The organism is Lysinibacillus sp. FW301-JW8, from assembly GCF_058788755.1.
Map to the genome: position 1 here is coordinate 61,177 of NZ_JBYTBB010000011.1, position 24,411 is coordinate 85,587.

24 protein-coding genes are annotated in these 24,411 nt (G+C 36.9%); 19 read left to right on the plus strand and 5 right to left on the minus strand.

The window, feature by feature from the left end; translation table 11 throughout:
• The first annotated feature begins 760 nt into the window (after positions 1-760).
• Positions 761-1,558, plus strand: coding sequence for a YwqG family protein (locus AC3WOM_RS06805; RefSeq protein ID WP_492445768.1), 798 nt, complete (start codon positions 761-763; stop codon positions 1,556-1,558).
• An 87-nt stretch (positions 1,559-1,645) separates the two neighbouring features.
• Here AC3WOM_RS06805 and AC3WOM_RS06810 read toward each other — a convergent pair whose 3' ends face one another.
• On the minus strand, positions 1,646-1,831 hold the full coding sequence (locus AC3WOM_RS06810) for an SE1561 family protein (RefSeq protein WP_427542512.1): 186 nt from the start codon (positions 1,829-1,831) through the stop codon (positions 1,646-1,648).
• A 369-nt stretch (positions 1,832-2,200) separates the two neighbouring features.
• Here AC3WOM_RS06810 and AC3WOM_RS06815 point away from each other — a divergent pair, with 369 nt between their 5' ends.
• The 3 genes from AC3WOM_RS06815 to AC3WOM_RS06825 all read left to right on the plus strand — a co-directional run bounded on the left by AC3WOM_RS06815 (position 2,201) and on the right by AC3WOM_RS06825 (position 5,326).
• Positions 2,201-3,382 carry an MFS transporter gene (locus AC3WOM_RS06815; RefSeq protein ID WP_492445770.1) on the plus strand — a complete coding sequence of 394 codons (1,182 nt, stop codon included), beginning with the start codon at positions 2,201-2,203 and terminating at the stop codon, positions 3,380-3,382.
• A 284-nt stretch (positions 3,383-3,666) separates the two neighbouring features.
• Positions 3,667-4,302 (plus strand): hypothetical protein, encoded by a 636-nt coding sequence (locus AC3WOM_RS06820; protein WP_492445772.1) that lies wholly within the window; start codon positions 3,667-3,669, stop codon positions 4,300-4,302.
• Positions 4,303-5,023: 721 nt separating this feature from the next.
• Entirely contained in the window at positions 5,024-5,326 is a 303-nt protein-coding gene (locus AC3WOM_RS06825) for an NIPSNAP family protein (protein ID WP_492445774.1), read from the plus strand.
• 534 nt (positions 5,327-5,860) lie between these two features.
• Here AC3WOM_RS06825 and rlmD read toward each other — a convergent pair.
• The 3 genes from rlmD to AC3WOM_RS06840 all read right to left on the minus strand — a co-directional run bounded on the left by rlmD (position 5,861) and on the right by AC3WOM_RS06840 (position 9,072).
• Complete coding sequence (rlmD, locus tag AC3WOM_RS06830) at positions 5,861-7,249, minus strand: 23S rRNA (uracil(1939)-C(5))-methyltransferase RlmD (RefSeq protein ID WP_492445776.1); 1,389 nt, start codon at positions 7,247-7,249, stop codon at positions 5,861-5,863.
• A 41-nt stretch (positions 7,250-7,290) separates the two neighbouring features.
• Positions 7,291-8,109, minus strand: coding sequence for a delta-lactam-biosynthetic de-N-acetylase (locus AC3WOM_RS06835; protein WP_427542498.1), 819 nt, complete (start codon positions 8,107-8,109; stop codon positions 7,291-7,293).
• 66 nt (positions 8,110-8,175) lie between these two features.
• Complete coding sequence (locus tag AC3WOM_RS06840; RefSeq protein WP_492445778.1) at positions 8,176-9,072, minus strand: TIGR01777 family oxidoreductase; 897 nt, start codon at positions 9,070-9,072, stop codon at positions 8,176-8,178.
• Between the two features lie 142 nt (positions 9,073-9,214).
• Here AC3WOM_RS06840 and recX point away from each other — a divergent pair, with 142 nt between their 5' ends.
• Genes recX through AC3WOM_RS06855 form a run of 3 tightly spaced genes read left to right on the plus strand, consistent with a single transcriptional unit; the run spans position 9,215 to position 10,614 of the window.
• Positions 9,215-10,018: a recombination regulator RecX gene (gene recX, locus AC3WOM_RS06845; RefSeq protein ID WP_492445779.1), complete on the plus strand. Its 804-nt coding sequence runs from the start codon at positions 9,215-9,217 to the stop codon at positions 10,016-10,018.
• Positions 10,015-10,344: a YfhH family protein gene (locus AC3WOM_RS06850; protein ID WP_427542488.1), complete on the plus strand. Its 330-nt coding sequence runs from the start codon at positions 10,015-10,017 to the stop codon at positions 10,342-10,344. The genes recX and AC3WOM_RS06850 overlap by 4 nt, the downstream gene beginning before the upstream one ends.
• Entirely contained in the window at positions 10,345-10,614 is a 270-nt protein-coding gene (locus tag AC3WOM_RS06855) for a YfhJ family protein (protein WP_427542485.1), read from the plus strand. It abuts the gene before it with no gap.
• A 36-nt stretch (positions 10,615-10,650) separates the two neighbouring features.
• Here the strand turns inward: AC3WOM_RS06855 and AC3WOM_RS06860 are convergent, their stop codons facing one another.
• The gene (locus AC3WOM_RS06860) at positions 10,651-11,637 is read right to left on the minus strand and encodes a metal-dependent hydrolase (RefSeq protein WP_492445782.1); all 987 of its coding nucleotides are present in this window, start codon (positions 11,635-11,637) and stop codon (positions 10,651-10,653) included.
• Positions 11,638-11,836: 199 nt separating this feature from the next.
• Between AC3WOM_RS06860 and mutY the strand changes: the two genes are divergently transcribed.
• The 12 genes from mutY to AC3WOM_RS06920 all read left to right on the plus strand — a co-directional run bounded on the left by mutY (position 11,837) and on the right by AC3WOM_RS06920 (position 24,409).
• Positions 11,837-12,871 carry an A/G-specific adenine glycosylase gene (gene mutY, locus AC3WOM_RS06865; protein WP_492445784.1) on the plus strand — a complete coding sequence of 345 codons (1,035 nt, stop codon included), beginning with the start codon at positions 11,837-11,839 and terminating at the stop codon, positions 12,869-12,871.
• A gap of 69 nt (positions 12,872-12,940) precedes the next feature.
• Complete coding sequence (locus AC3WOM_RS06870) at positions 12,941-13,117, plus strand: gamma-type small acid-soluble spore protein (protein WP_492445786.1); 177 nt, start codon at positions 12,941-12,943, stop codon at positions 13,115-13,117.
• Between the two features lie 584 nt (positions 13,118-13,701).
• Positions 13,702-14,250 (plus strand): nucleoside tri-diphosphate phosphatase, encoded by a 549-nt coding sequence (ntdP, locus tag AC3WOM_RS06875; protein ID WP_427542473.1) that lies wholly within the window; start codon positions 13,702-13,704, stop codon positions 14,248-14,250.
• A 206-nt stretch (positions 14,251-14,456) separates the two neighbouring features.
• Entirely contained in the window at positions 14,457-16,202 is a 1,746-nt protein-coding gene (locus AC3WOM_RS06880) for an ABC transporter ATP-binding protein (RefSeq protein ID WP_492445787.1), read from the plus strand.
• 302 nt (positions 16,203-16,504) lie between these two features.
• Positions 16,505-17,518, plus strand: a complete 1,014-nt coding sequence (locus AC3WOM_RS06885; protein WP_492445789.1) for an ABC transporter ATP-binding protein — start codon at positions 16,505-16,507, stop codon at positions 17,516-17,518.
• Positions 17,493-18,473 carry an ABC transporter ATP-binding protein gene (locus AC3WOM_RS06890; RefSeq protein ID WP_427542464.1) on the plus strand — a complete coding sequence of 327 codons (981 nt, stop codon included), beginning with the start codon at positions 17,493-17,495 and terminating at the stop codon, positions 18,471-18,473. Before AC3WOM_RS06885 ends, AC3WOM_RS06890 begins: the two co-directional genes overlap by 26 nt.
• A gap of 30 nt (positions 18,474-18,503) precedes the next feature.
• Positions 18,504-20,120: an ABC transporter substrate-binding protein gene (locus tag AC3WOM_RS06895; protein WP_427542461.1), complete on the plus strand. Its 1,617-nt coding sequence runs from the start codon at positions 18,504-18,506 to the stop codon at positions 20,118-20,120.
• Positions 20,121-20,350: 230 nt separating this feature from the next.
• Complete coding sequence (locus tag AC3WOM_RS06900; RefSeq protein WP_427542458.1) at positions 20,351-21,355, plus strand: ABC transporter permease; 1,005 nt, start codon at positions 20,351-20,353, stop codon at positions 21,353-21,355.
• Between the two features lie 12 nt (positions 21,356-21,367).
• Positions 21,368-22,264: a nickel transporter permease gene (gene nikC, locus AC3WOM_RS06905; protein ID WP_427542455.1), complete on the plus strand. Its 897-nt coding sequence runs from the start codon at positions 21,368-21,370 to the stop codon at positions 22,262-22,264.
• Positions 22,265-22,574: 310 nt separating this feature from the next.
• Positions 22,575-23,192, plus strand: a complete 618-nt coding sequence (locus AC3WOM_RS06910) for a TerD family protein (RefSeq protein WP_492445793.1) — start codon at positions 22,575-22,577, stop codon at positions 23,190-23,192.
• 24 nt (positions 23,193-23,216) lie between these two features.
• Positions 23,217-23,798, plus strand: coding sequence for a TerD family protein (locus AC3WOM_RS06915; RefSeq protein ID WP_492445795.1), 582 nt, complete (start codon positions 23,217-23,219; stop codon positions 23,796-23,798).
• Positions 23,799-23,833: 35 nt separating this feature from the next.
• On the plus strand, positions 23,834-24,409 hold the full coding sequence (locus AC3WOM_RS06920; protein WP_492445797.1) for a TerD family protein: 576 nt from the start codon (positions 23,834-23,836) through the stop codon (positions 24,407-24,409).
• Positions 24,410-24,411 lie beyond the last annotated feature (2 nt).

Genomic DNA, 24,411 nt, shown 5'->3' on the forward strand with positions numbered 1-24,411 from the left:
AGGTGATCAAAAAGTGTAGGACCTGATCAAAAAGAGTGTAAAGGCGATCAAAAAAGTGTAGGACCTGATCAAAAAGAGCGTGAAGGTGATCAAAAAAGTGTAGGACCTGATCAAAAAGAGCGTGAAGGTGATCAAAAAAGTGTAGGACCTGATCAAAAAGAGTATAAAGGCGATCAAAAATCTGTAGGACCTGATCAAAAAGAGTGTAAAGGTGATCAAAAAGTATAGACCTGATCAAAAAGAGCGTGAAGGTGATCAAAAAAGTGTAGGACCTGATCAAAAAGAGTGTGAAGGTGATCAAAAAGTGTAGAACCTGATCAAAAAGAGTGTAAAGGCGATCAAAAAAGTGTAGGACCTGATCAAAAAGAGTGTAAAGGCGATCAAAAAAGTGTAGGACCTGATCAAAAAGAGTGTGAAGGTGATCAAAAAGTATAGGACCTGATTGAAAAAAGTGTGAAGGTGATCAAAAAAGTGTAGGACCTGATCAAAAAGAGTGTAAAGGCGATCAAAAACCTGAAGGACCTGATCAAAAAGAGTGTGAAGGTGATCAAAAACCTTAAGAACCTGATCAAAAAAAGGACGAAGGTGATCCTAAACCCAAAGAGCCTGGTCAAAAAATCCGAGCCTCTAATCAAATCCCGCCTATATGAAGCCGGTTATTTATATGCATCCAACCTAGAATACTTTTCCTTTGGAAATCATTGATAAAAAGGAACATTTGTTCTATAATAAGGATAAATCTACTTTAGGAGGGAATAATATGTCTGAAAAGAGCGTTCTTATGTTACCTGAAGAATTTGAAGTATACCGAAAAACTATAGAGGAAACATTACAGTCGGTTATAAATATTGAAACAACAGTGCGGAAAACATCGTTATTTGAAAGTAAGTTTGCTGGTGATCCATATTTTCCATTGTCAATGGAGTATCCTAAAAATTCATCTGGACAACCATTAAAATTACTAGCGCAAATTAATTTTAAAGAAGTACCTAATCATTTATCAAAATTCCCTGAAGAGGGGATTATACAGTTTTATATTGATTCCTTTGACGATGTATTCGGATTGGACTTTGGTAATGCTCAAAACCAAAAGGGGTTTCGTGTTCTTTATCATGAACGTATCGTTGATGATGCATCACAATTAATTCAAGATTTTTCGTTTATTGAAGCGGAAAAGGATGAAATGTATTTTCCTGTTGAGAAGGAGATGGCGTTGTCCTTTGAGGCATCATATGAACCTTTATCAATAGATGATTTTAGAAGTAATGATCATTATGCAAGCATTTTAGATAATATGGAAGATGATGCTCTAGAGGATGCTTTTTACGAAGCATTATCAGGTGATGGTCATAAAATTGGCGGCTATCCATTTTTTACACAGGATGATCCAAGAGCATACGGGGATCACCAACAATCTACTGTTTTGCTACTACAAATTGATAGTGTCGGTGACCATATAATGTGGGGCGATTGTGGTGTAGCGAATTTTTTCATTACTGAGGAAGAGCTTCAAAACAAGGATTTTAGTAAGGTTTTGTATAACTGGGACTGTCATTAGACAGGCTAGCAAAACTGATCAAAATCTTAAAAAGCGCGAGGAATCAAACGTTGATTTTTCGCGCTTTTTGCCCAAACTCTTTTTCAACTATTGTTCACGAGCGTTAAACTGCTCCATTTTGTCTTCTAAATCATCCATCATTTCTATTAAACGATCAATGTCCTCTAATTCAGTTGTTTCAGGATCAATTGCATCTAATACTTCTAAAAATATTTCAAGACGTTCTCTTAAGTAATTTACTTGCTGCTTTTTATCAGTAATTGGCTTAGACATTCGTACACCTCATTTCATCACCTTTATCGTAGCTGAATTAGGTCTAAATTTCAATGTTTAGGTAAACACCTAGGACTTAACGATTAATTTTTAAAAAACAATAGACAGAATATTTACAATATTGATTACCTGTGTTAAAGTTGTATTAAGAAATCGTAAAGGAGCTGATTATCAAAATCTTACGAACTCTAACTCGAAAAGGAGGGAGTTTAAACAAGTTCTCGGCGAAAGTAAATGCTGAAATTCGTGTTTATACAATTAAATGAAAATAAGTATTCGTTAAGCCTTAGCGTAAAATCACATGTGGTGAGCGCTAAGGCTTTTTGGTATGCTGTTCTTTGGAAGAATGACTTGATGTTGGAGGAAAAGATGACGTACTTCTCAGATTACAGCAAAAAAAGATTTGCCATTCTAGTGTTAATTGTATCAATTTCCGGCTTTTCACAAGGGATGCTATTACCACTAATTTCAATTATTTTCGAGCGGGATGGTGTATCCTCTGCATTGAATGGATTGAATGCAACAGGTTTATACATAGGAACTTTATTAATCTCCCCGTTTATTGAGCAACCTTTAAGAAAATGGGGCTATAAACCAATTATTTTAATAGGTGGGGCATTGGTGTTTGTATCTCTTCTCGCATTTCCTCTATGGAAAAGTGTGACCTTTTGGTTTATTCTTCGTTTACTCATTGGGGTAGGGGATCATGCATTACACTTTGCGACACAAACGTGGATTACTAGCACAGCGGATCATAAAAGCTTAGGGAAAGGTATGGCCATTTACGGCTTATCCTTTAGTACAGGTTTTGCAGTAGGACCGTTAATGGTAAAGCTTATTCAAATTACAGAAGCATTGCCGTTTATAGTCTCCTCGATTCTGTGCTTATTGGCATGGTCGTTTGTATTTTTATTGAAAAATGAAAAGCCTGAGCGTTTAACGGGTGATTTACATGCAAGAGGCTGGCAGCGTTATAAAATGGCCTTTATTTTTGGGTGGATTGCGTTTTTAGGTCCATTTGTTTATGGGTTTTTAGAATCGTCTTTAAATGCTTTATTTCCAGTCTATGCTTTACGTAAAGGTTTTGAGGTTGGAATGATTCCTATTATTTTATCTGTCTTTACTTTCGGAGGAATTTTAACACAGGTGCCTCTTGGAGCGATAGGAGATAAAGTTGGGCGTCGAAAGGTATTGATGATAGGTTCTTTTGGCGGAGCTATTATTTTTGCAATTGCTAGCTTTTTAGAGCATTCACAAATTGCAGTAGCCATCGCATTTTTCTTTACAGGTACATTGGTAGGCTCAATGTTTTCATTAGGAATCACATATATGGCTGATTTAACACCGAAGGAATTACTGCCAACTGGAAATCTATTGTGTGGTATTGCTCTAAGTATTGGAAGTTTAACAGGACCGTTTCTTGGCGGGGTGTATATAGAATATGTAAAAAATTATAGCTTCTTATTATTAGTTTCAATGCTATTACTTGTGGTATCAATCGTGTTAATGCTATTTGGTGGAAATAAAAATAAACAATCCGCGACAATGTAGGTAAAAATCAGGAAGAGGAAACTTTCAAAGAAAAAGAGCGGGGCTCATCTTCCCGCTCATAAAACAAAAAACGCCCAGCAAATCCGTGCTGTATTGGCGTTTTTTGCGTGATAAGGATGTTCCGTCCCTATCACTTAGGTTTGGCACCTAGTTTGATATTATACAGATAAGGAATCATAAAATCAAATACTATTATTATAGGTAATATTTGTACTTTAAATAGCTAACTGGATATAATAGAAGAACATTGCCGTTTAGATTACAAATTATGGGGAGAATAAAACATGACTGAATATAAAAAGTTATCCATTCACCGTGCATTAACAGAATTAAAGATGCTTAATCATCGTATAGAAGCAGCAACAAATGAAGTTAGTACAGTTTTAGCTAATCGTAAAAGTAATAGCAAAATTAATGGTGTTGAGATTCAAGAATATGAAAAACAGATGCAATCCTCATACGATAAAGTAGTCGGTTTAATTGACTATCGCAACCGTATTAAATCGTTAGTTGTAGAATCCAATGCTAGAATAACGGTGACTGTAGGGAAAGAAGAAATGACTGTCGCAGAGGCAATAGAACGCAAACAGTCCATTCATTTTGAAAAGAAATTATTAGAAGCTATGCAGCAGCAATACCGTTCAGCAATCAATATGGTAGCTAAAGAAAATGATGCGTTGCCTGCAAAGCTTGAAACATATTTAATCAATATTTTAGGTAATAAAGATAAACAATCTCCAGAAGAGGTTAAATTACATACTGAGACATTTATGAAAAGAAACGAATTCGAGTTAATTGATCCGATGAATGTTAAAAAGAAAATTGAAGCATTAAGTAGTAGAATTGAGGAATTTGAGTCAGAGGTAGACGCTGTGTTATCAGAATCAAATGCCACGACATTTATTGAAGTGCAAGCTTAATGAAATATGCATGGTCTAGCGAAAATGGAAAACGAAAAATCGCTCGCGCTTCAAGGCATGTGTGCGAGTTAAAACCTTAAACATGTCTTATTACAAAGGAACTTTAAACAATCTAAAATAAAAGCTCAAAGGTTAAAATTAAAAGCACAAAGTTCACGTTTCAAAGTTTTTTTTAATCAAAGATAAAAATTTAACGCATAAAAATCTTTTAAATCCTGGGTTATTGGTTAAGGTGTTGATTTTTCTGGACCATCCATCATCCACCAGGCAGCTTGAGCTGTGCATCAAAAAAAGGACGTCTCTAACTTCTGAGACGTCCTTTTTACTTACTTTTTCAACACAAGCTTTGCCACACATTCCACCTGAATTGAGTACTTGGGCATTTTCTATTTATATTTTTGGTATATTTAGTAATTAAAAGGATAATGGTAAATATTAGGGTGAATGAAGCGTGGTTAAAGTTTTAATACTGTGGTAGTTACATCATTACGTCAGAAGCAAAATAGATAGATTTAAACCTATACAAAATATTTTTCCATGAAATTGGAAGAAATAGAACATGCTTTACACAAAATAGGGTAGCTTCAGAAAAATGTGGATTTACAATATTAAGTAAATATTCTTCCAAAACGACACTTTGGTAACGATTTATACTACAATTCTCGGTACAAAGGAATTAAAGTATGTGATATAATTCAAAAAAATGTTTAGGAGGCATAAAATGGTTACTTGTTATTTGAAATATATTATTGACCCTTATAAAGCAAAAGAGTTTGAAGAATACGGTAAAATGTGGATTCCTCTTGTAAATAAACTGGGTGGAACACATCATGGTTATTTCCTTCCGCATGAGGGGGCTAATAATATTGCTTATGCCTTATTCACTTTTCCAAGTTTAGCAGCATATGAAGAGTACCGAGCTAAAATGGCATTAGATGAAGAATGTCAAGCTGCATTCAAGTTTGCAGAAGATAATAAATGCATTTTAAGTTATGAAAGAAGTTTTATGCGACCTATTTTTTAACGTTGTAAATCCGCATAAATCTGACGTGACCCCAAAATTAAATAAAGTTTCGAAATAGAATAGACCAGGGCCATTTTAAAAATGAGCACCTGATCTTTTTTTTGCTCAGAAATTTCACTTGATAAAATGCGTACGTTTGTTCTTGAGAAAGGGAGTGTAGAAGGATGAAAGAACAATTAGTTAAAGCAATGCTGCGTAATCAATTTGTAATTATGATGCAAAATATAAAAACGTCGTATAAGGATTTTTAAGATTGTTGGTGATTCGTTTCAAGCACTTTGTTTTACAAGACATGCTAAACGTACATTTGTTATCAGTAATGTTTTAGCGATTGATTCCATTCTCCATAAGAAGCACACAAACGCAATTACTTATTTTAATTTTCAGTAGTATAATTTGATTCTGCTTCTACTCAAAAATTGTTGTTAAAATTTTGAGGAAGTGGGCGATGAAAACGAACTTAAAGAATAGAATAAAAAAACAAGACCTCTATTATTGAAGTGGTCTTGTAATTATTTTCTAAACATTACAATCTCATTTTGGGTATTCAGGTTTTAAAACCATGTTGCAAACACATTCCACCTGTGCCGTTTGTGCAAACATATCCACTGGCTGAATATACTCAACATCATAAATTTTCGATAATTCGTTTAAATCCTTCGCCAAAGTTGATGGATTACACGATGTATAGACAAAGCGCTTCGGTTTTAGCTTCAATACAGTACGGATAAATTCAGGTGCAAGTCCTGTACGAGGTGGATCTACTGTAATTACATCTGGTGTAAAGCCTTCCTTACGCCATTTTGCTAAGACGCTTTCTGCTGTACCGACTGCATATTTTGTATGCTTGAAGCCGTGGTTACGTGCATTTTTGCGTGCATCCTGAATACTTTCAGGAATAACATCCATTCCACGAACTTCTTTAGCTTTGTCTGCTAGCCATAAACCAATTGTCCCAACGCCACAGTAAGCATCCACCACTGTTTCTTTGCCTGTTAATGCAGCGGCTTTTTTGATTTCATCATATAGATGTACTGTCTGTGTTGGATTCAACTGGAAAAAGGCGCGTGCAGATAAGTCAAAGGCTAATTCGCCAAGCTCCTCATGGATTGTTTCCTTGCCATCAAGAACATTCGTTTCATCTCCAAAAATAAGCGATGTTTTCTCACGATTAATATTTTGTGCAATGGACACAATACTTGGGTCGATTTTTTTTATACGTGAAATAAGCTCAGCTAAATGAGGAATTTCTTTACGTGTTGTAACAAGCACAACCTGCGTTTCTCCAGTACGAATTCCTGTACGCACAACAATCGTACGCACTAAACCATCAAGCGTACGACCATCGTAAATCGTAATATTCAGCTTTTGTAAAATCTTACGAGTGGCAACAGTTATTTTAGACGTGATTGGGTGCTGCACAAGGCAATCATTAATATTGAGTAGCTTGTTGCTCCCTTCAACAAATAAGCCTGCATATACACGTTTGCCTTCTTTCCTTACTTGGAATTGACTTTTATTACGGTAATGCCAAGGATTATCCATCCCAAGCGTTTTTCGTACTTCAACAGTTGCAGCTAAGGGTTTTGCATAACGCTCTAATGCTTGGATAACAATATCACGCTTTTCCATTAGCTGTTTGTCATATGTCATATGTTGAAGCTGACAGCCGCCACATTCATTGTAAACTGGACAAGGTGCCTCCTGGCGATATTTTGAAGCTTTGCGAATCGTTATTATTTCTGCCTCGGCAAAATTTCGTTGAGTTTTCGTTACCTGAGCTGTAATTTCTTCGCCGGGTATAGCGCCCTTTACGAATACAACATTGCGCTTATAAAAGCCTACACCTTCGCCATTAATACCGAGTCTTTTTATTGTTAAAGGGAATTTTTGTCCCACTTCCATTGTTGTTTGCTGTGTCAAGCATTCCACGTCCCTGTTCGTTTAATATCATCCCATTATAACTAAGGAGTGGACGATTGCAAAGCTACAGGGAAATCTTCATATTCTAAAACTAAATCATCAAGGGATAAAAATGTATATCCTTGTTTTTTCGCTTCGGCAATAAACATAGGAAGTGCTTCTGCATTATCCTGTGCCACAGTATGCATTAATATGACAGCACCAGGGTGTAGCTGCTCCATTAAAGCATTATACGCATAGTCTGCGCCGCGGCGTTCATCTCTCATCCAATCCTTAAAGGCAACAGACCAAAAAATATGGCGGTAGCCTTCAGCATTTCCTACCTCTAATAATTTTGCATTAAATGTACCTTCAGGTGGACGAGCATAGGTTGTACGTTCAATCCCTGTTAATTCACGGAGCTTATCGTCAAGTTTTTTCCATTCCGCACGCATAGTTTCTGGTGTTATTCTCGCCATGTTTGGATGCCCATATGAATGATTGCCAATCGTATGACCATCTTTAACCATACGCCTCACTAAATCGGGGGCACTTTCTAAATAATGCCCCGTTAGAAAGAAAGTTGCTGGTGCATCTTCCTTCTTCAATGTATCCAAAATACTTTCTGTAAACCCATTTTCATATCCATTATCAAAGGTTAAATAAGCAACTTTTTTATCAGGCTTACCTTTATAAATAGCACCATATTTCTCAAGTAGCTGATCAAGCTGTGCTCCCGCCTCAGCCTGCTCACCATTTTTTGCTCGTTTAAAGCCCCAATTGTGTTCATCAGAGCCAGAAGCAAAATACGGATTAAAGCTAATTGCCCCGGCAATAATAAAAGTAGCAATCACTGCTCCAACTATATGTTGTTTCCACATAAAAAAACGCATCCTTTCTTTTTCATTAGAATGCGTTGTTTTTTAAAATTTATCCTACTACAATTTTTAGAACAAATCTTGAAGTGCTTCTTTTAAATGAGGGTAATTAAATGTAAAATGCTGTTTTTCTAATACAGCAGGTAATACATGTTGCCCTTTTAATACCAGCACACTTTGTTCTCCAAGTGCTAAACGCATAGCAATGCTAGGTACAGGCATCCAATGACTTCTTCCCATTATCATAGCAATTGTTTTTCCGAAATCTTTCATGCGAGTTGCATGGGGGGCAGTAACATTAAAGGGACCTTTAATGTTCTCATTTGTAATAGCAAAATAAATGGCACGGGCTACATCCTCCACATGAACCCATGACAGCCATTGTTCACCAGAACCGATAGTGCCTCCAATATGCATTTTATAGGGTAGCAGCATTGAAGGAAGTGCGCCTTGATCACGTCCTAAAATTACACCAAATCGAGCAAGCGCAACTCGTACTCCTAATTTTTCTGCACGTTTAGCCTGTCTTTCCCAATCTTGAACTGTCGTACCTAAAAAATCAGTTGCATAGTCCATGGAATCTTCTGTATAGGTTGTTATTGTAGATGTAGGATAAATCCCAACTGCACTGGCATTAATTAATACTTTTGGCTTTGAGGTAAGTTGCTCCATAATTCTCACGATTTCAAGTGTTGCATCCATACGGCTTGTATAAATGGCTTTTTTTTGTTTTTTTGTCCAACGTCCATTATTTAGAGAAATTCCTGCTAAATTAACAAATGCATCAACTGTATTTAATAACTGCTCAGGTCGTGCACCCTGCTGAAGCCATTGTACATATTGGATATCTTTTTCTTGCACGATTTTGTTTCGAGTTAAAATAATGATTTCGTGTCCATTTTCTTGTAACAGCCTAGTTAGCACTTTCCCTACAAAGCCAGTCCCACCTGCGATAACGATTTTCATAAGAGCTCCCTCCTTTTTAAAGCAATATATAGTTTCTAGTTTACCATCTTATGGTTTGATATAGGCTATCGATAAAAGTAAAATATCGTAAAAATGCAGTACTATGAAACATGTTATAATTGTAATTAGTGAGGTGTTTTATATGCGTATTATTACAAAAATTGCACGCCAAAAAAACAATCCAGAACGTTATAATATATATTTGAACGAGGAGTACGCCTTTCCTGTAGACGAGGCTATTCTTATTCAATTTGGTTTAACAAAGGGCAAAATGCTAGAAGAATTTGATATTCAGGAAATTGCCTATGAGGATGAAATTCGGAAGGCTTTTAATAAAGCATTAAATTTTTTATCTTATCAAATGCGGAGCGAGCATGAAGTGAAGAAAAAGCTTCTGACATTAGAGTTTGGAGAAGCGGTGATTTTAGAAGCCATACAAAAACTGAAATCATATGGCTTTTTAAATGATGAAACATACTCCAAGGCTTTACTCGATACGAAAAAAGCTACGATGAAAAAGGGACCTAAGGCAATTAGACAGGACCTTATAAAAAAGGGAATTGATAAGGATTTACAGGATGAGGTACTTGCAACCTTTAGTCATGGGGAACAGGTAAAGCTTGCGACACAGTTGGCTGAAAAGGTTGTTCGATCTGAAAAAAGGAAAACACCAACACAAGTCAAGGCTAAAATTCAGGATTTTCTTATGCGCAAAGGCTATTCTTTTGCAATTGTAGACGAGGTGCTGAGTCAAATTGTCATCGAACAAGAGGAAGATGAATGGCAGCAATTGCTTGATGTTCAAGGCGAAAAGGTTTGGAAAAAGTACGCGTCAAAGTATACTGGTTATGAACGAAAAATGAAGATAAAACAGGCGCTCTATCAAAAGGGCTTTCCCATTGAAGTTATAGACCGTTTTATAGAAGAAAAGGAGAATGAGGAATGAGTGAAAAAAACTACGCGACCATGTCAGAGCATGAATTACGCGAAGAAATAGCTATGCTAAAGGAAAAGGCCCGTAAAGCAGAACAGCTAGGTATTATTAATGAGTTTGCAGTGTATGAACGAAAAGCTTTAATGGCGGCTGCTTATTTAGTGGATTTAGATACTATCATACCTGGTGAAATGTATCGTATAGATAGCTCGGATAACGAATTTTTCCAAGTAGATTATTTAAAGGGTCGCTTTGCTTGGGGACATCGATTAGGCGGCGATAAATATCAAGAAGCTCTGCCAGTTTCGATGCTATCTCCTGTAAAGGTGGGAAAATAAGTGGAAGAAAAGATAGAAAAATTGACTAGGGAGTTACTTGCAAAAAATCCACAGATGTCAGTAGGGCGTGCACGTGTTTGGATTGAGCTTTTATGGAGTGATTTTGAATCAACTTCAGCAAAGGCAGGCTACGACTATCGTGGTGCTGATTACACAGAAAATCTGGTACGTCAATTAATTACCAGCTATGGTGATAAGCTGCATAACTTTGCAGGACGCAATCCCAAATATGCTCATTTATTAGATGCTAGTGATGATATGATGCAATAACGAAACCCTGACCAACATTGGTCAGGGTTTACCTGTTCAATTACTTGCGCCGATTTGTAATTTTTTTTGTAGTTTATCTTCAGTAAAAATCCAGCCTGTATAGGAGGTAATAATCTCGTTATCATCATTTAAATGAGCAACAGCCACAAAAGGATAGCGATTATCACTACGATAGCGAAGGTCAATTAACCTCACTTCCGTTAAGCTATTTTCTAGCTCAGAAATTTCCCATCGATATAGCGGCGAGAATGACACGAATGCATCGAGATTACGGTCCTTCATGGCTTTTTCTATAAGAGGCGTTTTCGGTAAAGGCTTTATTTCAAATTTATCGTAAATATTGACTGTTCGACCATAGGCACGACCAACGTAATAATGTGTTTTCGACTTCGCTGCAATGCGCCAGTGAAAGAATCTCATTGTCGGTGCTACAATAACATATTCCTCATCTTGAATAGTATGATGTACAGCCTTTTTAACGGATTTTTGGACTGCAAATCGTAATATATAATACATGATAATGATGAGGTACATGATGCTAAATGTCCAAACGGGATTTGTACCAAAAGCCCATAATAAAATGCCGACGCAATGAATCGAAAAGATAATAGGATCAAATGTATTGATGACACCTAATGCTACCCATTTTCTGGAGAATGGGCGAATGGCTTGTGTGCCGTATGCATTAAAAATATCAACAAACACATGAAGAGCTACAGCTAAAAATGTCCAGAGCCATAAATGAAACACATTTGCGTCTTGAATAATGAATGATAGAACCGCCGTAATTAAGATAGGCCAGATAGCTACTGCTGGGAGCGAATGTGTAATTCCTCGATGATGCCGAATATAAATTGCATTGTTGCGCAGTTTTAAAACAGTATCGACATCAGGTGCCTGTGAGCCAATAATCGTGCCTGCCATTACTGCAGTAAATGTCATTGAATGATTTGCTACCATGGGATCAGCTAAAGCAAGACCACCGAGGGCTATACCCATAACGAAATGTGTACCTGAATCCAAAAATATCCACTCCTAGTATGCATGTAAATAGAGTACAATTGCATACATGTATTTCAATAATCCATAATTAACAAGTCAAGATATTCGATAGAAAGAGTATCTTTAAAATAACGATTTTTGTCGTTATAGATAAATGAGCTTTTCTTAATTGTATACCCTTTTTACCATAATTTAAATCGTAAAAACACTGGAGGTCACTGTGAATTATCCATATGTAACAGAATTTCGACAATCGTTAGTTGAATGGTTTAATGTTGAGAAACGTGATTTACCTTGGAGACATACGAAGGATCCTTATAAAATTTGGGTATCTGAGGTGATGCTGCAGCAAACACGTGTCGACACTGTTATTCCTTATTACAATCGTTTTATAGAAAGTTTCCCAACATTAGAATTACTTGCGGAAGCACCACAAGAATATTTATTAAAACACTGGGAAGGTCTTGGTTATTATTCCCGAGCCCGTAATCTACAGGCTGGTGTAAGAGAGGTATTGGAGAACTACGGAGGAATAGTACCCAATAATCGACATGAGATTTCAACATTAAAAGGTGTAGGTCCATATACAGCTGGTGCTATTTTAAGTATTGCCTATGATAAGCCAGAACATGCAGTTGACGGAAATGTGATGCGTGTGTTAAGCCGTGTACTCGATATTCATGAGGATATAGCCATTCCTAAAACAAAAAAGATTTTTGAAGTAGCTATAGAAGAGCTGATAGACCCTGAAAATGCATCCTCTTTCAATCAAGGCTTAATGGAGCTGGGTGCACTAATTTGTACACCTACTTCACCAAAGTGTTTATTATGTCCAGTTCGCGAATATTGTATTGCATTTAATGATGGTGAACCAGAAAAGCTGCCTGTTAAATCAAAAAAAGTAAAGATGAAGCATATTACATATGATGTCCTTGTATGTGAAGATCAAAATGGCCGAATTTTAATGGAACAGCGACCATCTGAAGGTTTATTGGCAAATCTATGGCAATTTCCAATGATAGAGCATGGGAAAGATTCCATTGACACTTTTATAAATGAATATTCTTTAGATGTTCAATCACAGAGGGATTTACTTATGTTTAAACATGTTTTTTCACATTTAACATGGCATCTAAATAGTTATTTCATGACATGTCATTCTACTGAAAAAGGCGTTTGGCTAACTCGAGAACAAATAGAGCAAATACCTATGCCAGTGCCAATGCTTAAAATATGGAGAGAATTGGGAAAGTAAAATAAAATAATTTATAAGCATAAAAGCATTCACCTCGGTACACAATAATTATCGTGGAGGTGAATGAAAATGAAAAAGCAAAACAACACAAATTTCCAACCAAATAAAAACATGCAACGTCAAAGTCAAGAGTTTGGTTATGAGACTGATGTGAATGAAGTGCAAAAGCAAAATGCTAAAGCAGAGCAAAAGAAAGCTCAAGCTTCAGGAAACCTCTCAAAAACGAACCAAGATCTTGGTGAATAACACTTTGTAATTGCATATTTGCATTTACCTCTAAGGAGCTGTCAAAATCGAAAAGATTACAAAAGACAGCTCCTTTATATTATTAAAAACTTCCAAACTGCTCTAGGCCAGAAGAGAATAGCTCAGGTCGTGAGAAGAATCGCTCAGGTCGCCAAGAAATTCGCTCGGGTCGTGAGAAGAACTGCTCAGGTCGCCAAGAAATTCGCTCGGGTCGCGAGAAGAACTGCTCAGGTCACCAAGAAATTCGCTCGGGTCGCGAGAAGAACTGCTCAGGTCACCAAGAAATTCGCTCGGGTCGTGAGAAGAACTGCTCAGGTCGCCAAGAAATTCGCTCAGGTCGCGAGAAGAATCGCTCAGGTACCAAAGGATACGCTCAGGCAGATAAAATCATTGATACACATTAAAAGTTCTAATTAGATAATGGGTATAATAAGATTCTCTTTAAATTTACGATTTTTTGTAAAATTTGAAAAGGACGCAGGGAAATTTGTGGTTTTCTAACTACACCTTTCGCCTACACATTGCTATAATATACTAGAGACTGCTAGATTTAGGTAGCATAGACGAAAAGGTGGGCTTCAAAAATGGCAATACCGGTAGAAGGAGAAACGATACAAATACATAGTTATAAGCACAATGGCCGTATCCACCGGGTTTGGCAAGAAACAATGGTGTTAAAAGGAACAAAAAATATCATTATCGGTGCGAATGAACGGACACTTGTGACAGAATCCGATGGTCGTACTTGGCTAACAAGAGAGCCTTCTATTTGTTATTTCCATGCGGAGCACTGGTTTAATATCATCTGCATGCTGCGTGAGGACGGTGTGTATTATTATTGTAATCTAAGCTCACCATTTGTTTTCGATAATAATGCCATTAAATATATTGACTATGATTTAGACATTAAAGTATTCCCTGACATGTCTTATTCACTTTTAGATGAGGATGAATATGAGCTACATCGTAAGGAAATGTCTTATCCAGATGTCATTGATAAAATTCTAAAGCGCAATGTCGATAAATTAATTGGCTGGATTCAACAAAAAAGAGGACCTTTTGCACCTGATTTCATCGACGCCTGGACAAACCGTTATAAGTTTCAGCTCGATATGCAAGCAGATGATTGTTAAGAAGCACCTATTAGTTTTTACTAATGGGTGTTTTTTTATCTGTTAAGTGAATGGAAAATAGTTAGCGAAAAAAACATATTACATGTACTTAAAACGAAATATTGCTATAATTACGTTTGGGCATTCAATTTGGAATGTCCATTTATTTTTGCCCCGTTTAAACGGGACTTTATCAAGAATGTTCTCTATTAAGGATGTGATTGGAAGTGGGTAGTATAAAGCGGTATATGCGATTTGTAAAACCATATACCTGGGAAATAATTTTAACGATATTAATTGGTATAGTGAAGTTTGCCATTCCATTATTTATCCCCTTGCTTATAAAAATTGTGTTAGATGATATTATTGCTGCAAATGATCTATCGGATGCAGAGAAAACAAAAGAGTTATTTTATTGGTTAGGTGGCACCATTATTGTGTTTTTTATCGTGCGGCCACCAATTGAGTATTACCGTCAATATTTTGCACAACATGTTAGTAATAAGGTGCTTTTTGATATTCGAAAGCAAATCTATGCCCATTTACAGCGACTAAGTTTAAAATACTATGCAAATACAAGAGCTGGCGATGTTATTTCAAGAGTGATTAATGATGTGGAACAAACAAAAAACTTTATCATGACAGGCTTGATGAATGTGTGGCTAGATTTTGCCACAATTGTTATTGCTATCGTGATTATGCTGACAATGGATGTTAAGCTGACACTTGTAGCATTGATTGCGTTCCCATTCTATGCCTTTAGTGTGAAGTACTTTTTTGGTAAGCTGAGGGATTTAACTAGAAAGCGCTCCAAGGCACTTGCAGGTGTGCAAAGTTATTTGCATGAACGAGTAGCTGGAATGAGCATAATTAAAAGCTTTACACTCGAAAAGCATGAACAAAAATTATTTGATCATGCAAATGGTGAATTTTTAGAGAAGGCATTGGATCATACAAAATGGAATGCGAAATCCTTTGCCGTGGTGAATACTATTACGGATGTAGCCCCGTTGTTAGTAATTGCCTATGCAGGCTATCAGGTTATTAATGGCCCTCTGTCCATAGGAACGATGGTTGCCTTTATTGCCTATATTGAAAGACTTTATGGTCCACTTCGTCGTTTAGTTAGTTCATCTACTACATTAACGCAGTCAATTGCTTCAATGGACCGAATGTTTGAACTAATAGATGAACCGTATGAAGTGAAAAATAAGTCTGATGCCGTAGAGTTGAAACGGGTAAATGGTGAGGTCCACTTTGACAATGTGAATTTTCAATATGAGGCTGATGGCTCAAAAATTTTAAACAATATTCATTTTACCATCAACCCTGGAGAAACAGTGGCATTTGTAGGTATGAGCGGTGGCGGGAAATCCACGATAATAAGTTTGATTCCACGTTTTTATGATACAACCAGTGGTACAGTGCGTATTGATGGCTATGATGTGAAGGACGTAACATTGCATTCATTACGTTCACAAATCGGCATCGTGCTACAGGATAATATCTTATTTAGTGATTCCGTAAAAGAGAATATTTTAATGGGCAAACCAGATGCTACTGATGAAGAGGTCATTTCTGCAGCGAAGGCAGCAAACGCACACGACTTTATTATGAGCTTACCAAATGGCTATGACACCAAGGTTGGGGAGCGTGGAGTAAAGTTATCTGGTGGTCAAAAGCAGCGTGTCGCTATCGCTCGTGTATTTTTAAAAAATCCACCTATTTTAATACTAGATGAAGCTACCTCTGCATTAGATTTAGAAAGTGAAGCACTTATTCAAGAATCATTAGAGCTGCTTGCACATGAACGTACAACAATAATTATTGCTCATCGACTTTCTACAATCACTCATGCTGATAAAATTATCGTCATTGATCATGGGCAATTAATTGAAAATGGAACACATGAAGAACTTATGCACAAGCAAGGAACATATTATAATTTATTTCAAGTGCAGCATTTAACTTGAAATTCTAAGTGAAATCCATTCGAAAACATAATAAAAAATTTTAAAAATAGTCTTCCATTTATTTTTTTATGGAGGGCTATTTTTTTGCGATTTATGTAAATTATTATCGTTTGATAAGAAATAATTAGTATATAGGTCGAGTTTGATAGAAAATTTATGTTCTATACAGAATAATAATGATTGAAAGAGAGAATCTTTTTAGTTAGAATTATCTGAAAATAGGGAATTTAATGATAGTTAGTGTATTATATTAATAGAATTATACAATTTAGTAAAATACAGGTAGGATGGAGCGATTGTGCATGAGGAAAAAGCTGCTAGAAATAAAAGGTTTAAAAACGACCTTTTTTACAGATGATGGGCAAATTCCTGCCGTTGATGATATCGATTTTTCTGTGCATGAAGGAGAAATATTGGGGATTGTTGGAGAATCGGGAAGTGGTAAAAGTGTCACATCACTATCCATTATGGGATTAATACCATCACCACCCGGGAAAATAACAGGTGGAGAAATACTATTGGATGGAAAAAATCTGGCAACATTATCGGATAAACAAATGCAAAAAATTCGTGGAAAAGATGTAGCAATGATATTCCAAGAGCCAATGACCTCCTTAAATCCTTTATTTACAATTGGTGATCAGTTAAAGGAAGCCATATTAATTCATAATCCAAAGTGGTCAAAAAAGGAAGCGTTTACAAGAGCGATAGAAATTATGAAGCTTGTGGGTTTGCCGCGTGCTGAATCATTGTTAAAAGATTATCCACACCAATTATCAGGAGGCATGCGACAGCGTGTCATGATTGCGATGGCACTTCTCTGCGATCCAAAGGTTTTGATAGCTGATGAACCAACTACCGCTCTTGATGTAACGATTCAGGCACAAATTTTGCAGTTGATGAAAGACTTGAATAAACGTTTAAATACAGCTGTATTATTAATTACCCACGATTTGGGTGTCGTAGCAGAAACATGTGAGCGTGTCATTGTTATGTATGCAGGACAAATTGTTGAAGAGGCGCCAATTCAGGAGATATTCACTAATCCTAAGCATCCTTATACGCAAGGGCTTATAAAATCTGTACCTGATATGCGTTATAAAAAGGACAACCTTTATTCGATACCTGGAAGTGTTCCAAAACCAGGAAGTATCAAGGTCGGCTGTCGTTTTGCAGCACGTTGTGAATTTGCAATGGATCGTTGTCAACAGGAAACACCACCTTTATATGAAGCAGCAGAGCAACATAAATCGAGATGTTTTTTACTAGAGAAGCAGGAGGTGGCACAGCATGTCGAAAGTTTTATTGAAAGTTGATGGCTTAAAAAAATATTTTCCTATTCGGAAAGGCATTCTTAATACACAGGTTGGGGATGTGAAGGCAGTGGATGATGTTTCTTTTGAGGTTTTCGAAGGAGAAACATTAGGCATTGTAGGAGAATCGGGATGTGGCAAATCAACTACTGGGCGATTGTTAATGCGATTAATTGAGCCAACGGAAGGAAATATAGAATTCGCAGGAAAAAAAATTTCAGAATTATCCAATAATGAAATGCGTAAGGCACGAAGGGATGTTCAAATGATTTTCCAAGATCCCTATGCTTCCCTTAATCCAAGACACAATATTGGGAAGATATTAGAGGAACCTCTTATTGTGCATGGTATGGGTAATGCTAAAGAACGTAAGCAAAAGGTTTTGGAGCTTCTAGAGACTGTAGGATTAAATGAATATCATATCAAGCGATATCCACATCAATTTAGTGGTGGTCAAAGGCAGCGTATTGGTATTGCTCGAGCCTTGATGACCAATCCTCGTTTAATTATTGCGGATGAGCCAGTATCTGCACTCGATGTGTCGATACAGGCACAAGTTTTAAATTTATTACAAAAGCTGCAAAACGATTTAAAGCTGACTTATATTTTTATTTCACATGACTTAGGGGTAGTACGTCATATCAGTAATCGCGTTGGTGTGATGTATTTAGGTAAATTAGTAGAGTTGACAGCAAGTGAGGATTTATATGCCGAGCCGCTTCATCCATATACACAGGCACTGCTATCCTCAGTACCTGTTCCAGATCCCACGTTCGAACGTGAACAACTAATTATTACTGGGGATATTCCGAGTGCTTCAAATGCGCCTAGTGGATGCACTTTCCATACAAGATGTCCGTTTAAAAAAGAAGAATGTTCTCAAATAGTTCCAAAAATGCAAGAAGTAAAACCGGGTCATTATGTTGCTTGCCATCTCTATGATGCTATTCAACATTAAATGATATAAAAAAACATAGGGGGAAATTTAATGAAGAAAAAGAAGCTATGGACTTTGGGTGTAATGTTTATCCTTGTTCTCTCGACAATCTTAGCGGCTTGTGGCGGCTCAGACACTAAGGATACGGGTAGTAAAGATGCTTCAACTGGTGGCGATAAAGCTAACAGTGGTGAACCAAAAATATTAGTCTATGGTCGTGGTGGAGATTCTGTAGCACTAGACCCTGCTGTTGTAACAGACGGTGAATCCTTTACAGTTACAGCAAATATTTATGAAACGCTAGTAAACTTTGGTGAACGAGATGTAACGATTCAACCAGGCTTGGCAAAATCATGGGAGCCGTCAGAGGATGGATTAACTTATACATTCCAATTACAAGAGGGTGTAAAATTCCATGATGGCACAGATTTCAACGCAGAGGCAGTTATCAAAAATATTGAACGTTGGAAATCAAGCAATGATAAATATCCATATTTTAAAACTCAATTTGTCGTTGGTGACAAGCAAATTATAGAATCTGCTACTGCTGAGGGTGACTATACGGTTGTTCTTAAGTTAAGCCAACCACAAGCACCATTCCTGAAAAATTTAGCGATGTCTCCATTTGCAATCGCTTCGCCAACAGCTTTTGAGGCAGATGAAGAAGGCTTATCAGCAAATCCTGTAGGAACAGGTCCATTCAAGTTTGTCAGCTGGGTACGTAATGATGCAATAACGATTGAGAAAAACCCAGATTACTATATTGATGGCTATCCAAAATTAGATAAAGTTATTTATCGTTCTATACCAGAAAACACTGCACGATTAACTGAATTAACGAGCGGCAATATTGATGTAGCTGATGGCTTAAGTCCATCTGATAAAGGAACAATCGAAGGAGATGCCAACTTACAGCTAATTGAACGTCCTTCTATGAACGTTGGGTATTTAGGTTTAACAGTTACTCGACCTCCATTTGATAATGTAAAAGTGCGTCAGGCAGTAAACTATGCTATTGATAAACAAGCACTAGTTGATGCATTTTATGAAGGGTTAGCGGAGCCAGCGAAGAACCCAATGCCACCAGTAATTTCTGGTTATAACGATGAAGTTACAGGCTATACGTATGATCCTGAAAAAGCGAAAGCATTACTTGCTGAAGCAGGCTATGATGGCAAAGAGATTGAGCTATGGGCAATGCCAGTACCACGACCATACATGCCAGATGGTCAAAAAGTTGCAGAAGCGATTCAAAAGAACTTAGAAGATGTAGGCATTAAATCTAAAATTGTGTCATATGAATGGGCTACTTATTTAGATAAAGCTGAAAAGGGTGAAGCAGATGCATTTTTACTTGGTTGGACAGGTGATAATGGAGATGCGGATAACTTCCTATATTCATTATTAGACGGCGATAATATCCATTCTAATAACTATACATTCTATGACAACAAAGAATTACACAAGCTATTAACAGCTGCTCAAACTGAAATTGATGAGGACAAGCGTAACGAGCTTTATAAGCAAGCTCAAGTAATTATTTCTGAGGATGCTCCATGGGTTCCACTTGCTCACTCTATTCCAATTTTAGCTGCTAACAAGAAAGTTACAAATTATATTGCGCATCCTACTGGCTCTGACCGTTTAGATGCAGTAGATATTCAATAGTAAAGTTCATTTTTTAATTGAATAGAGAAGTTTAAAAGAATCTGCTTGCTTTTCTGCGGGTAAGCCGTAGAATTCTCGCAGATTCTTTTCTAATAAAGGAAAATCAAATCCTTTTCTTCTGTATGAAAGATCTCATCTAAACATTTAAAGCCGTTTGGTGAAGACTCAACCTTTCAACAGTATATAAAGACTTCAAAGTATATTATGAAAATCATAGAGAGGTGATGAAAATGCTTCACTATATGGGGAGACGTTTACTTCAACTAATCCCAGTTTTGCTTGGAATGACTTTTATCGTTTTTATGTTGATACGTGCAATACCTGGTAATCCAGCTAAAGTTATTTTAGGACAACAGGCGACAAAAGAGGCGGTCGAGGCATTAAACGCAAGTTTAGGATTAGATAAACCCTGGTATACACAATATTTTAGTTATTTGTCAGGCATTTTCCAGGGAGATCTGGGAGTTTCCTTACGTACAAAATTACCTGTATCAGAAGAAATATTTCCATACTTAGCAGCAACGGCAGAGCTTGCACTTTTTGCCATGATTATTGCTATCGTTATTGGTGTCAATGCTGGCATAATTTCTGCATGGTTCCAAAATTCTTGGTTCGATTATATTGCGATGATTGTGGCATTAATCGGTGTATCTGTACCAGTATTCTGGTTAGGTTTGATGGAGCAATGGACATTTAGCAGTAAGCTTGGCTGGCTGCCTACTTCTGGTCGAGAAGATGTTCGAAATCCAATAACCGCCATAACCCATTTCTATTTACTTGATACCCTTATTCAAGGACGCTTTGATCAATTCATTGAAGTCTTAAAGAGATTAATATTACCAGGGGTAGCACTTGCAACTATTCCTATGGCTATCATTGCAAGAATCACTAGGTCTTCAATGTTAGAAGTAATGCGCTCAGATTATGTACGCACTGCAAGAGCGAAAGGCCAAAAAATGTTCATTGTTGTCTATAAGCATGCCTTAAAGAATGCTGTGATTCCTGTGTTAACGGTAATTGGTCTACAAACAGGATTACTGCTTGGTGGTGCCATTTTAACAGAGACTATTTTTAGTTGGCCAGGAATTGGTCGTTATATTTATGATGCGATTGGCTTCAGGGATTATCCTGTTATTCAATCAGGTATTCTAATCGTTGCATTTATTTTCATCATGATTAACTTAATTGTGGATTTACTGTATACAGTGATTGATCCGCGTATTAAATACAAATAGAAGGGAGCTGCAATGATGACTGGAGCAATGGATATCAAAAAAGAAGCAGCACCAGCTCGAGAACGTGCGGTAGGTCCGTGGCTCGAAGGCTGGCGTAGCTTTAAAAAGAGCAAAGTCTCCCTCGTAGGAGCAGGAATTGTTATATTTTTTATTTTACTTGCTATAGTGGGTCCGTACATTGCACCACAGGGTATCAATGAACAAAATTTTGCGAAGCGTTTATTGGCACCATCAAGTGAACATTGGTTTGGAACAGATGATTTTGGACGGGATATTCTCTCTAGAATCATACATGGAGCACGGATTTCGTTATGGGTAGGCTTTTTCTCGGTTATTTTATCCGTAATCATTGGCAGTTTACTTGGTATTATTGCAGGTTATTATGGAAAATGGATTGATACAATTATTTCACGTATTTTTGATATTATGTTAGCTTTCCCTAGTATGCTATTAGCGATTGCAGTAGTGTCAGTGCTAGGTCCATCTTTACAAAATGCATTAATTGCTATAGCAATAATTAACGTACCGAATTTTGGTCGTCTAATTCGTTCTAAGGTATTGAGTGTTAAGGAAGAGGAATATATTGTAGCGGCAAAAGCAATTGGCATGCGTGATTCACGAATTTTATTCTCTCATATTTTACCGAATTCCATAACACCAATAATTGTACAAGGAACACTAGCTATTGCGACAGCCATTATTGAGGCGGCAGCACTAGGCTTCCTTGGACTAGGAGCTCAAGCACCAGCACCCGAGTGGGGAAAAATGTTAGCTGATGCTCGAAAATTTTTAATTAATGCTCCATGGACAATGATTTTCCCAGGTCTGGCTATTATGTTAACAGTTCTCGGATTTAACCTAATGGGTGATGGACTACGTGATGCACTTGATCCAAAAATGAAAAGCTAGTTTATACTCAATAGCCTTCTACAAGTTAGAAGGTTTTTTTACTGTGTTAAAAGAAACCCATTTACAGTGAAAACGTCTTTATGAAGAATTTTCGAAAAATAAGGCTCATGTTGGCATTGAACCAGGAAAAAATGATTAACCTTTTTGGAGCCATTAATTGAATTTTTTGTAATGTTATTTTAGACTTAATATAAAGGTGAAAAACGACAATCTTTTATGAAATATAAAAAGATTCGACATTACATGTAGATTATTTATTTACATATAATCTTTAGCAGTTGGCAACACATAGTTTAGGAGGGTGATTGAATTGGGAATTAATTTGCAAAAAGGGCAACGAGTCGATTTAACAAAGGGAAATGCTGGTTTAAATAAAATTAAAGTAGGATTAGGCTGGGACCCTGTAAGTCAAGAAAAAAGCGGTGGTTTATTTGGAGGCTTATTTTCAAGTAGAAATAGCGGCAGTGGCAGAAATATCGACTGTGATGCCTCTGTATTAATGCTGCAAGATGATAAGGTTGTTGCGGGAGACGATGTTGTTTATTTTGGAAAATTAACAAGTAACTGCCGTTCTGTTCAACATTCAGGTGATAATTTAACTGGTGATGGCGATGGTGATGATGAAGTTATTACAATTGAACTGTCGTCTGTACCGACGCATTATAACAAGCTGGTGTTTGTTGTAAACATCTATGATGCGGCAGGTCGTAATCAACATTTTGGCATGATTCAAAATGCATATATTCGAGTGTATGATGACAGGACAGGTAGTGAGTTAATTCGCTATAATTTAACTGATAACTATTCGAATTTAACGACGTTAATCTGTGGTGAAATTTACCGTCATAACAATGAGTGGAAATTTGCTGCAGTTGGTACAGGAACAAATGATGTGAAACTTGGCGACGTTGTTCGAAGATATCAATAAATAATAACTAGGAGGAGAAAGATAATGGCTATTTCATTACAAAAAGGTCAAAAGGTAGATTTAACAAAAACAAATCCAGGGTTAACAAATGTAGTTGTTGGTTTAGGATGGGATACAAATAAATATGATGGTGGAAATGATTTCGATTTAGACTCATCTGTATTTTTACTTGCAGATACAGGCAAAGTAGCCGATCAAAATGATTTTATTTTCTACAATAATACAACAGGTGGCAATGGCTCTGTTGAACATTCAGGTGATAATTTAACTGGTGTTGGTGAAGGTGACGATGAAGTGGTGAAAGTTGCATTAACACAAGTACCTGCACACATACAACGACTAGCATTTACTGTAACAATTCATGATGCAGAGGCACGTAGTCAGAACTTTGGTATGGTTTCTAATGCCTATATTCGTATTGTTAATGCTGCTTCAAATGAAGAAATTATTCGTTATGATTTAGGTGAGGATTTCAGTATTGAAACAGCTATCGTAGTAGGGGAATTATACCGCCATAACGGAGAATGGAAATTTAATGCGATTGGTGCTGGCTATCAGGGTGGCTTAGCTGCTTTATGTAACGATTATGGCTTGAGTGTAAACTAAAAAATTTCAACTTTAAACAGAAAGGGAGATTTTCAATGGCTATTCAATTAAGTAAAGGGCAACGTATTGATTTAACAAAGCAAGATCCAGGTCTAAACAACATTGGAATTGGCTTAGGCTGGGATGTAAAGCAATTTGATGGTGGACAAGACTTTGACCTTGATGCATCTGTATTTTTACTAGATGCATCAGGTAAATGTCGTAATGAACAAGACTTTATCTTTTACAATAATTTATCGAGCCAAGATCAATCTGTTGTGCATACTGGCGATAACCGTACAGGAGAAGGTGATGGGGATGATGAAAAAGTTCTAGTAAACTTAAAGCAAGTGTCTCCACAAATTGAAAAGATTGTAGTGACGGTTACAATTTATGATGCGGAGGGTCGTCATCAAAACTTCGGTCAGGTTCTGAATGCCTATGTTCGTTTGACAAATGAAGAGTCAGGGGCAGAAGTATTGCGCTATGATTTAGGCGAAGATTTTAGCATTGAAACAGCTGTTGTATTCTGTGAGCTGTACCGCCATAATGGTGAGTGGAAATTTGCCGCAGTAGGCTCAGGCTATCAGGGTGGCTTAGCAGCATTAGTCAATGCATATGGCCTACAATAAAT

What these genes read in the sequence shown, in the direction of transcription:
- AC3WOM_RS06805 (WP_492445768.1), top strand. Translation starts at nt 761, where the DNA reads ATGTCTGAAAAGAGCGTTCTTATGTTACCTGAAGAATTTGAAGTATAC.
- AC3WOM_RS06810 (WP_427542512.1), bottom strand. Translation starts at nt 1,831, where the DNA reads ATGTCTAAGCCAATTACTGATAAAAAGCAGCAAGTAAATTACTTAAGA.
- AC3WOM_RS06815 (WP_492445770.1), top strand. Translation starts at nt 2,201, where the DNA reads ATGACGTACTTCTCAGATTACAGCAAAAAAAGATTTGCCATTCTAGTG.
- AC3WOM_RS06820 (WP_492445772.1), top strand. Translation starts at nt 3,667, where the DNA reads ATGACTGAATATAAAAAGTTATCCATTCACCGTGCATTAACAGAATTA.
- AC3WOM_RS06825 (WP_492445774.1), top strand. Translation starts at nt 5,024, where the DNA reads ATGGTTACTTGTTATTTGAAATATATTATTGACCCTTATAAAGCAAAA.
- AC3WOM_RS06835 (WP_427542498.1), bottom strand. Translation starts at nt 8,109, where the DNA reads ATGTGGAAACAACATATAGTTGGAGCAGTGATTGCTACTTTTATTATT.
- AC3WOM_RS06840 (WP_492445778.1), bottom strand. Translation starts at nt 9,072, where the DNA reads ATGAAAATCGTTATCGCAGGTGGGACTGGCTTTGTAGGGAAAGTGCTA.
- recX (WP_492445779.1), top strand. Translation starts at nt 9,215, where the DNA reads ATGCGTATTATTACAAAAATTGCACGCCAAAAAAACAATCCAGAACGT.
- AC3WOM_RS06850 (WP_427542488.1), top strand. Translation starts at nt 10,015, where the DNA reads ATGAGTGAAAAAAACTACGCGACCATGTCAGAGCATGAATTACGCGAA.
- AC3WOM_RS06870 (WP_492445786.1), top strand. Translation starts at nt 12,941, where the DNA reads ATGAAAAAGCAAAACAACACAAATTTCCAACCAAATAAAAACATGCAA.
- ntdP (WP_427542473.1), top strand. Translation starts at nt 13,702, where the DNA reads ATGGCAATACCGGTAGAAGGAGAAACGATACAAATACATAGTTATAAG.
- AC3WOM_RS06885 (WP_492445789.1), top strand. Translation starts at nt 16,505, where the DNA reads ATGAGGAAAAAGCTGCTAGAAATAAAAGGTTTAAAAACGACCTTTTTT.
- AC3WOM_RS06890 (WP_427542464.1), top strand. Translation starts at nt 17,493, where the DNA reads ATGTCGAAAGTTTTATTGAAAGTTGATGGCTTAAAAAAATATTTTCCT.
- AC3WOM_RS06895 (WP_427542461.1), top strand. Translation starts at nt 18,504, where the DNA reads ATGAAGAAAAAGAAGCTATGGACTTTGGGTGTAATGTTTATCCTTGTT.
- AC3WOM_RS06900 (WP_427542458.1), top strand. Translation starts at nt 20,351, where the DNA reads ATGCTTCACTATATGGGGAGACGTTTACTTCAACTAATCCCAGTTTTG.
- nikC (WP_427542455.1), top strand. Translation starts at nt 21,368, where the DNA reads ATGATGACTGGAGCAATGGATATCAAAAAAGAAGCAGCACCAGCTCGA.
- AC3WOM_RS06915 (WP_492445795.1), top strand. Translation starts at nt 23,217, where the DNA reads ATGGCTATTTCATTACAAAAAGGTCAAAAGGTAGATTTAACAAAAACA.
- AC3WOM_RS06920 (WP_492445797.1), top strand. Translation starts at nt 23,834, where the DNA reads ATGGCTATTCAATTAAGTAAAGGGCAACGTATTGATTTAACAAAGCAA.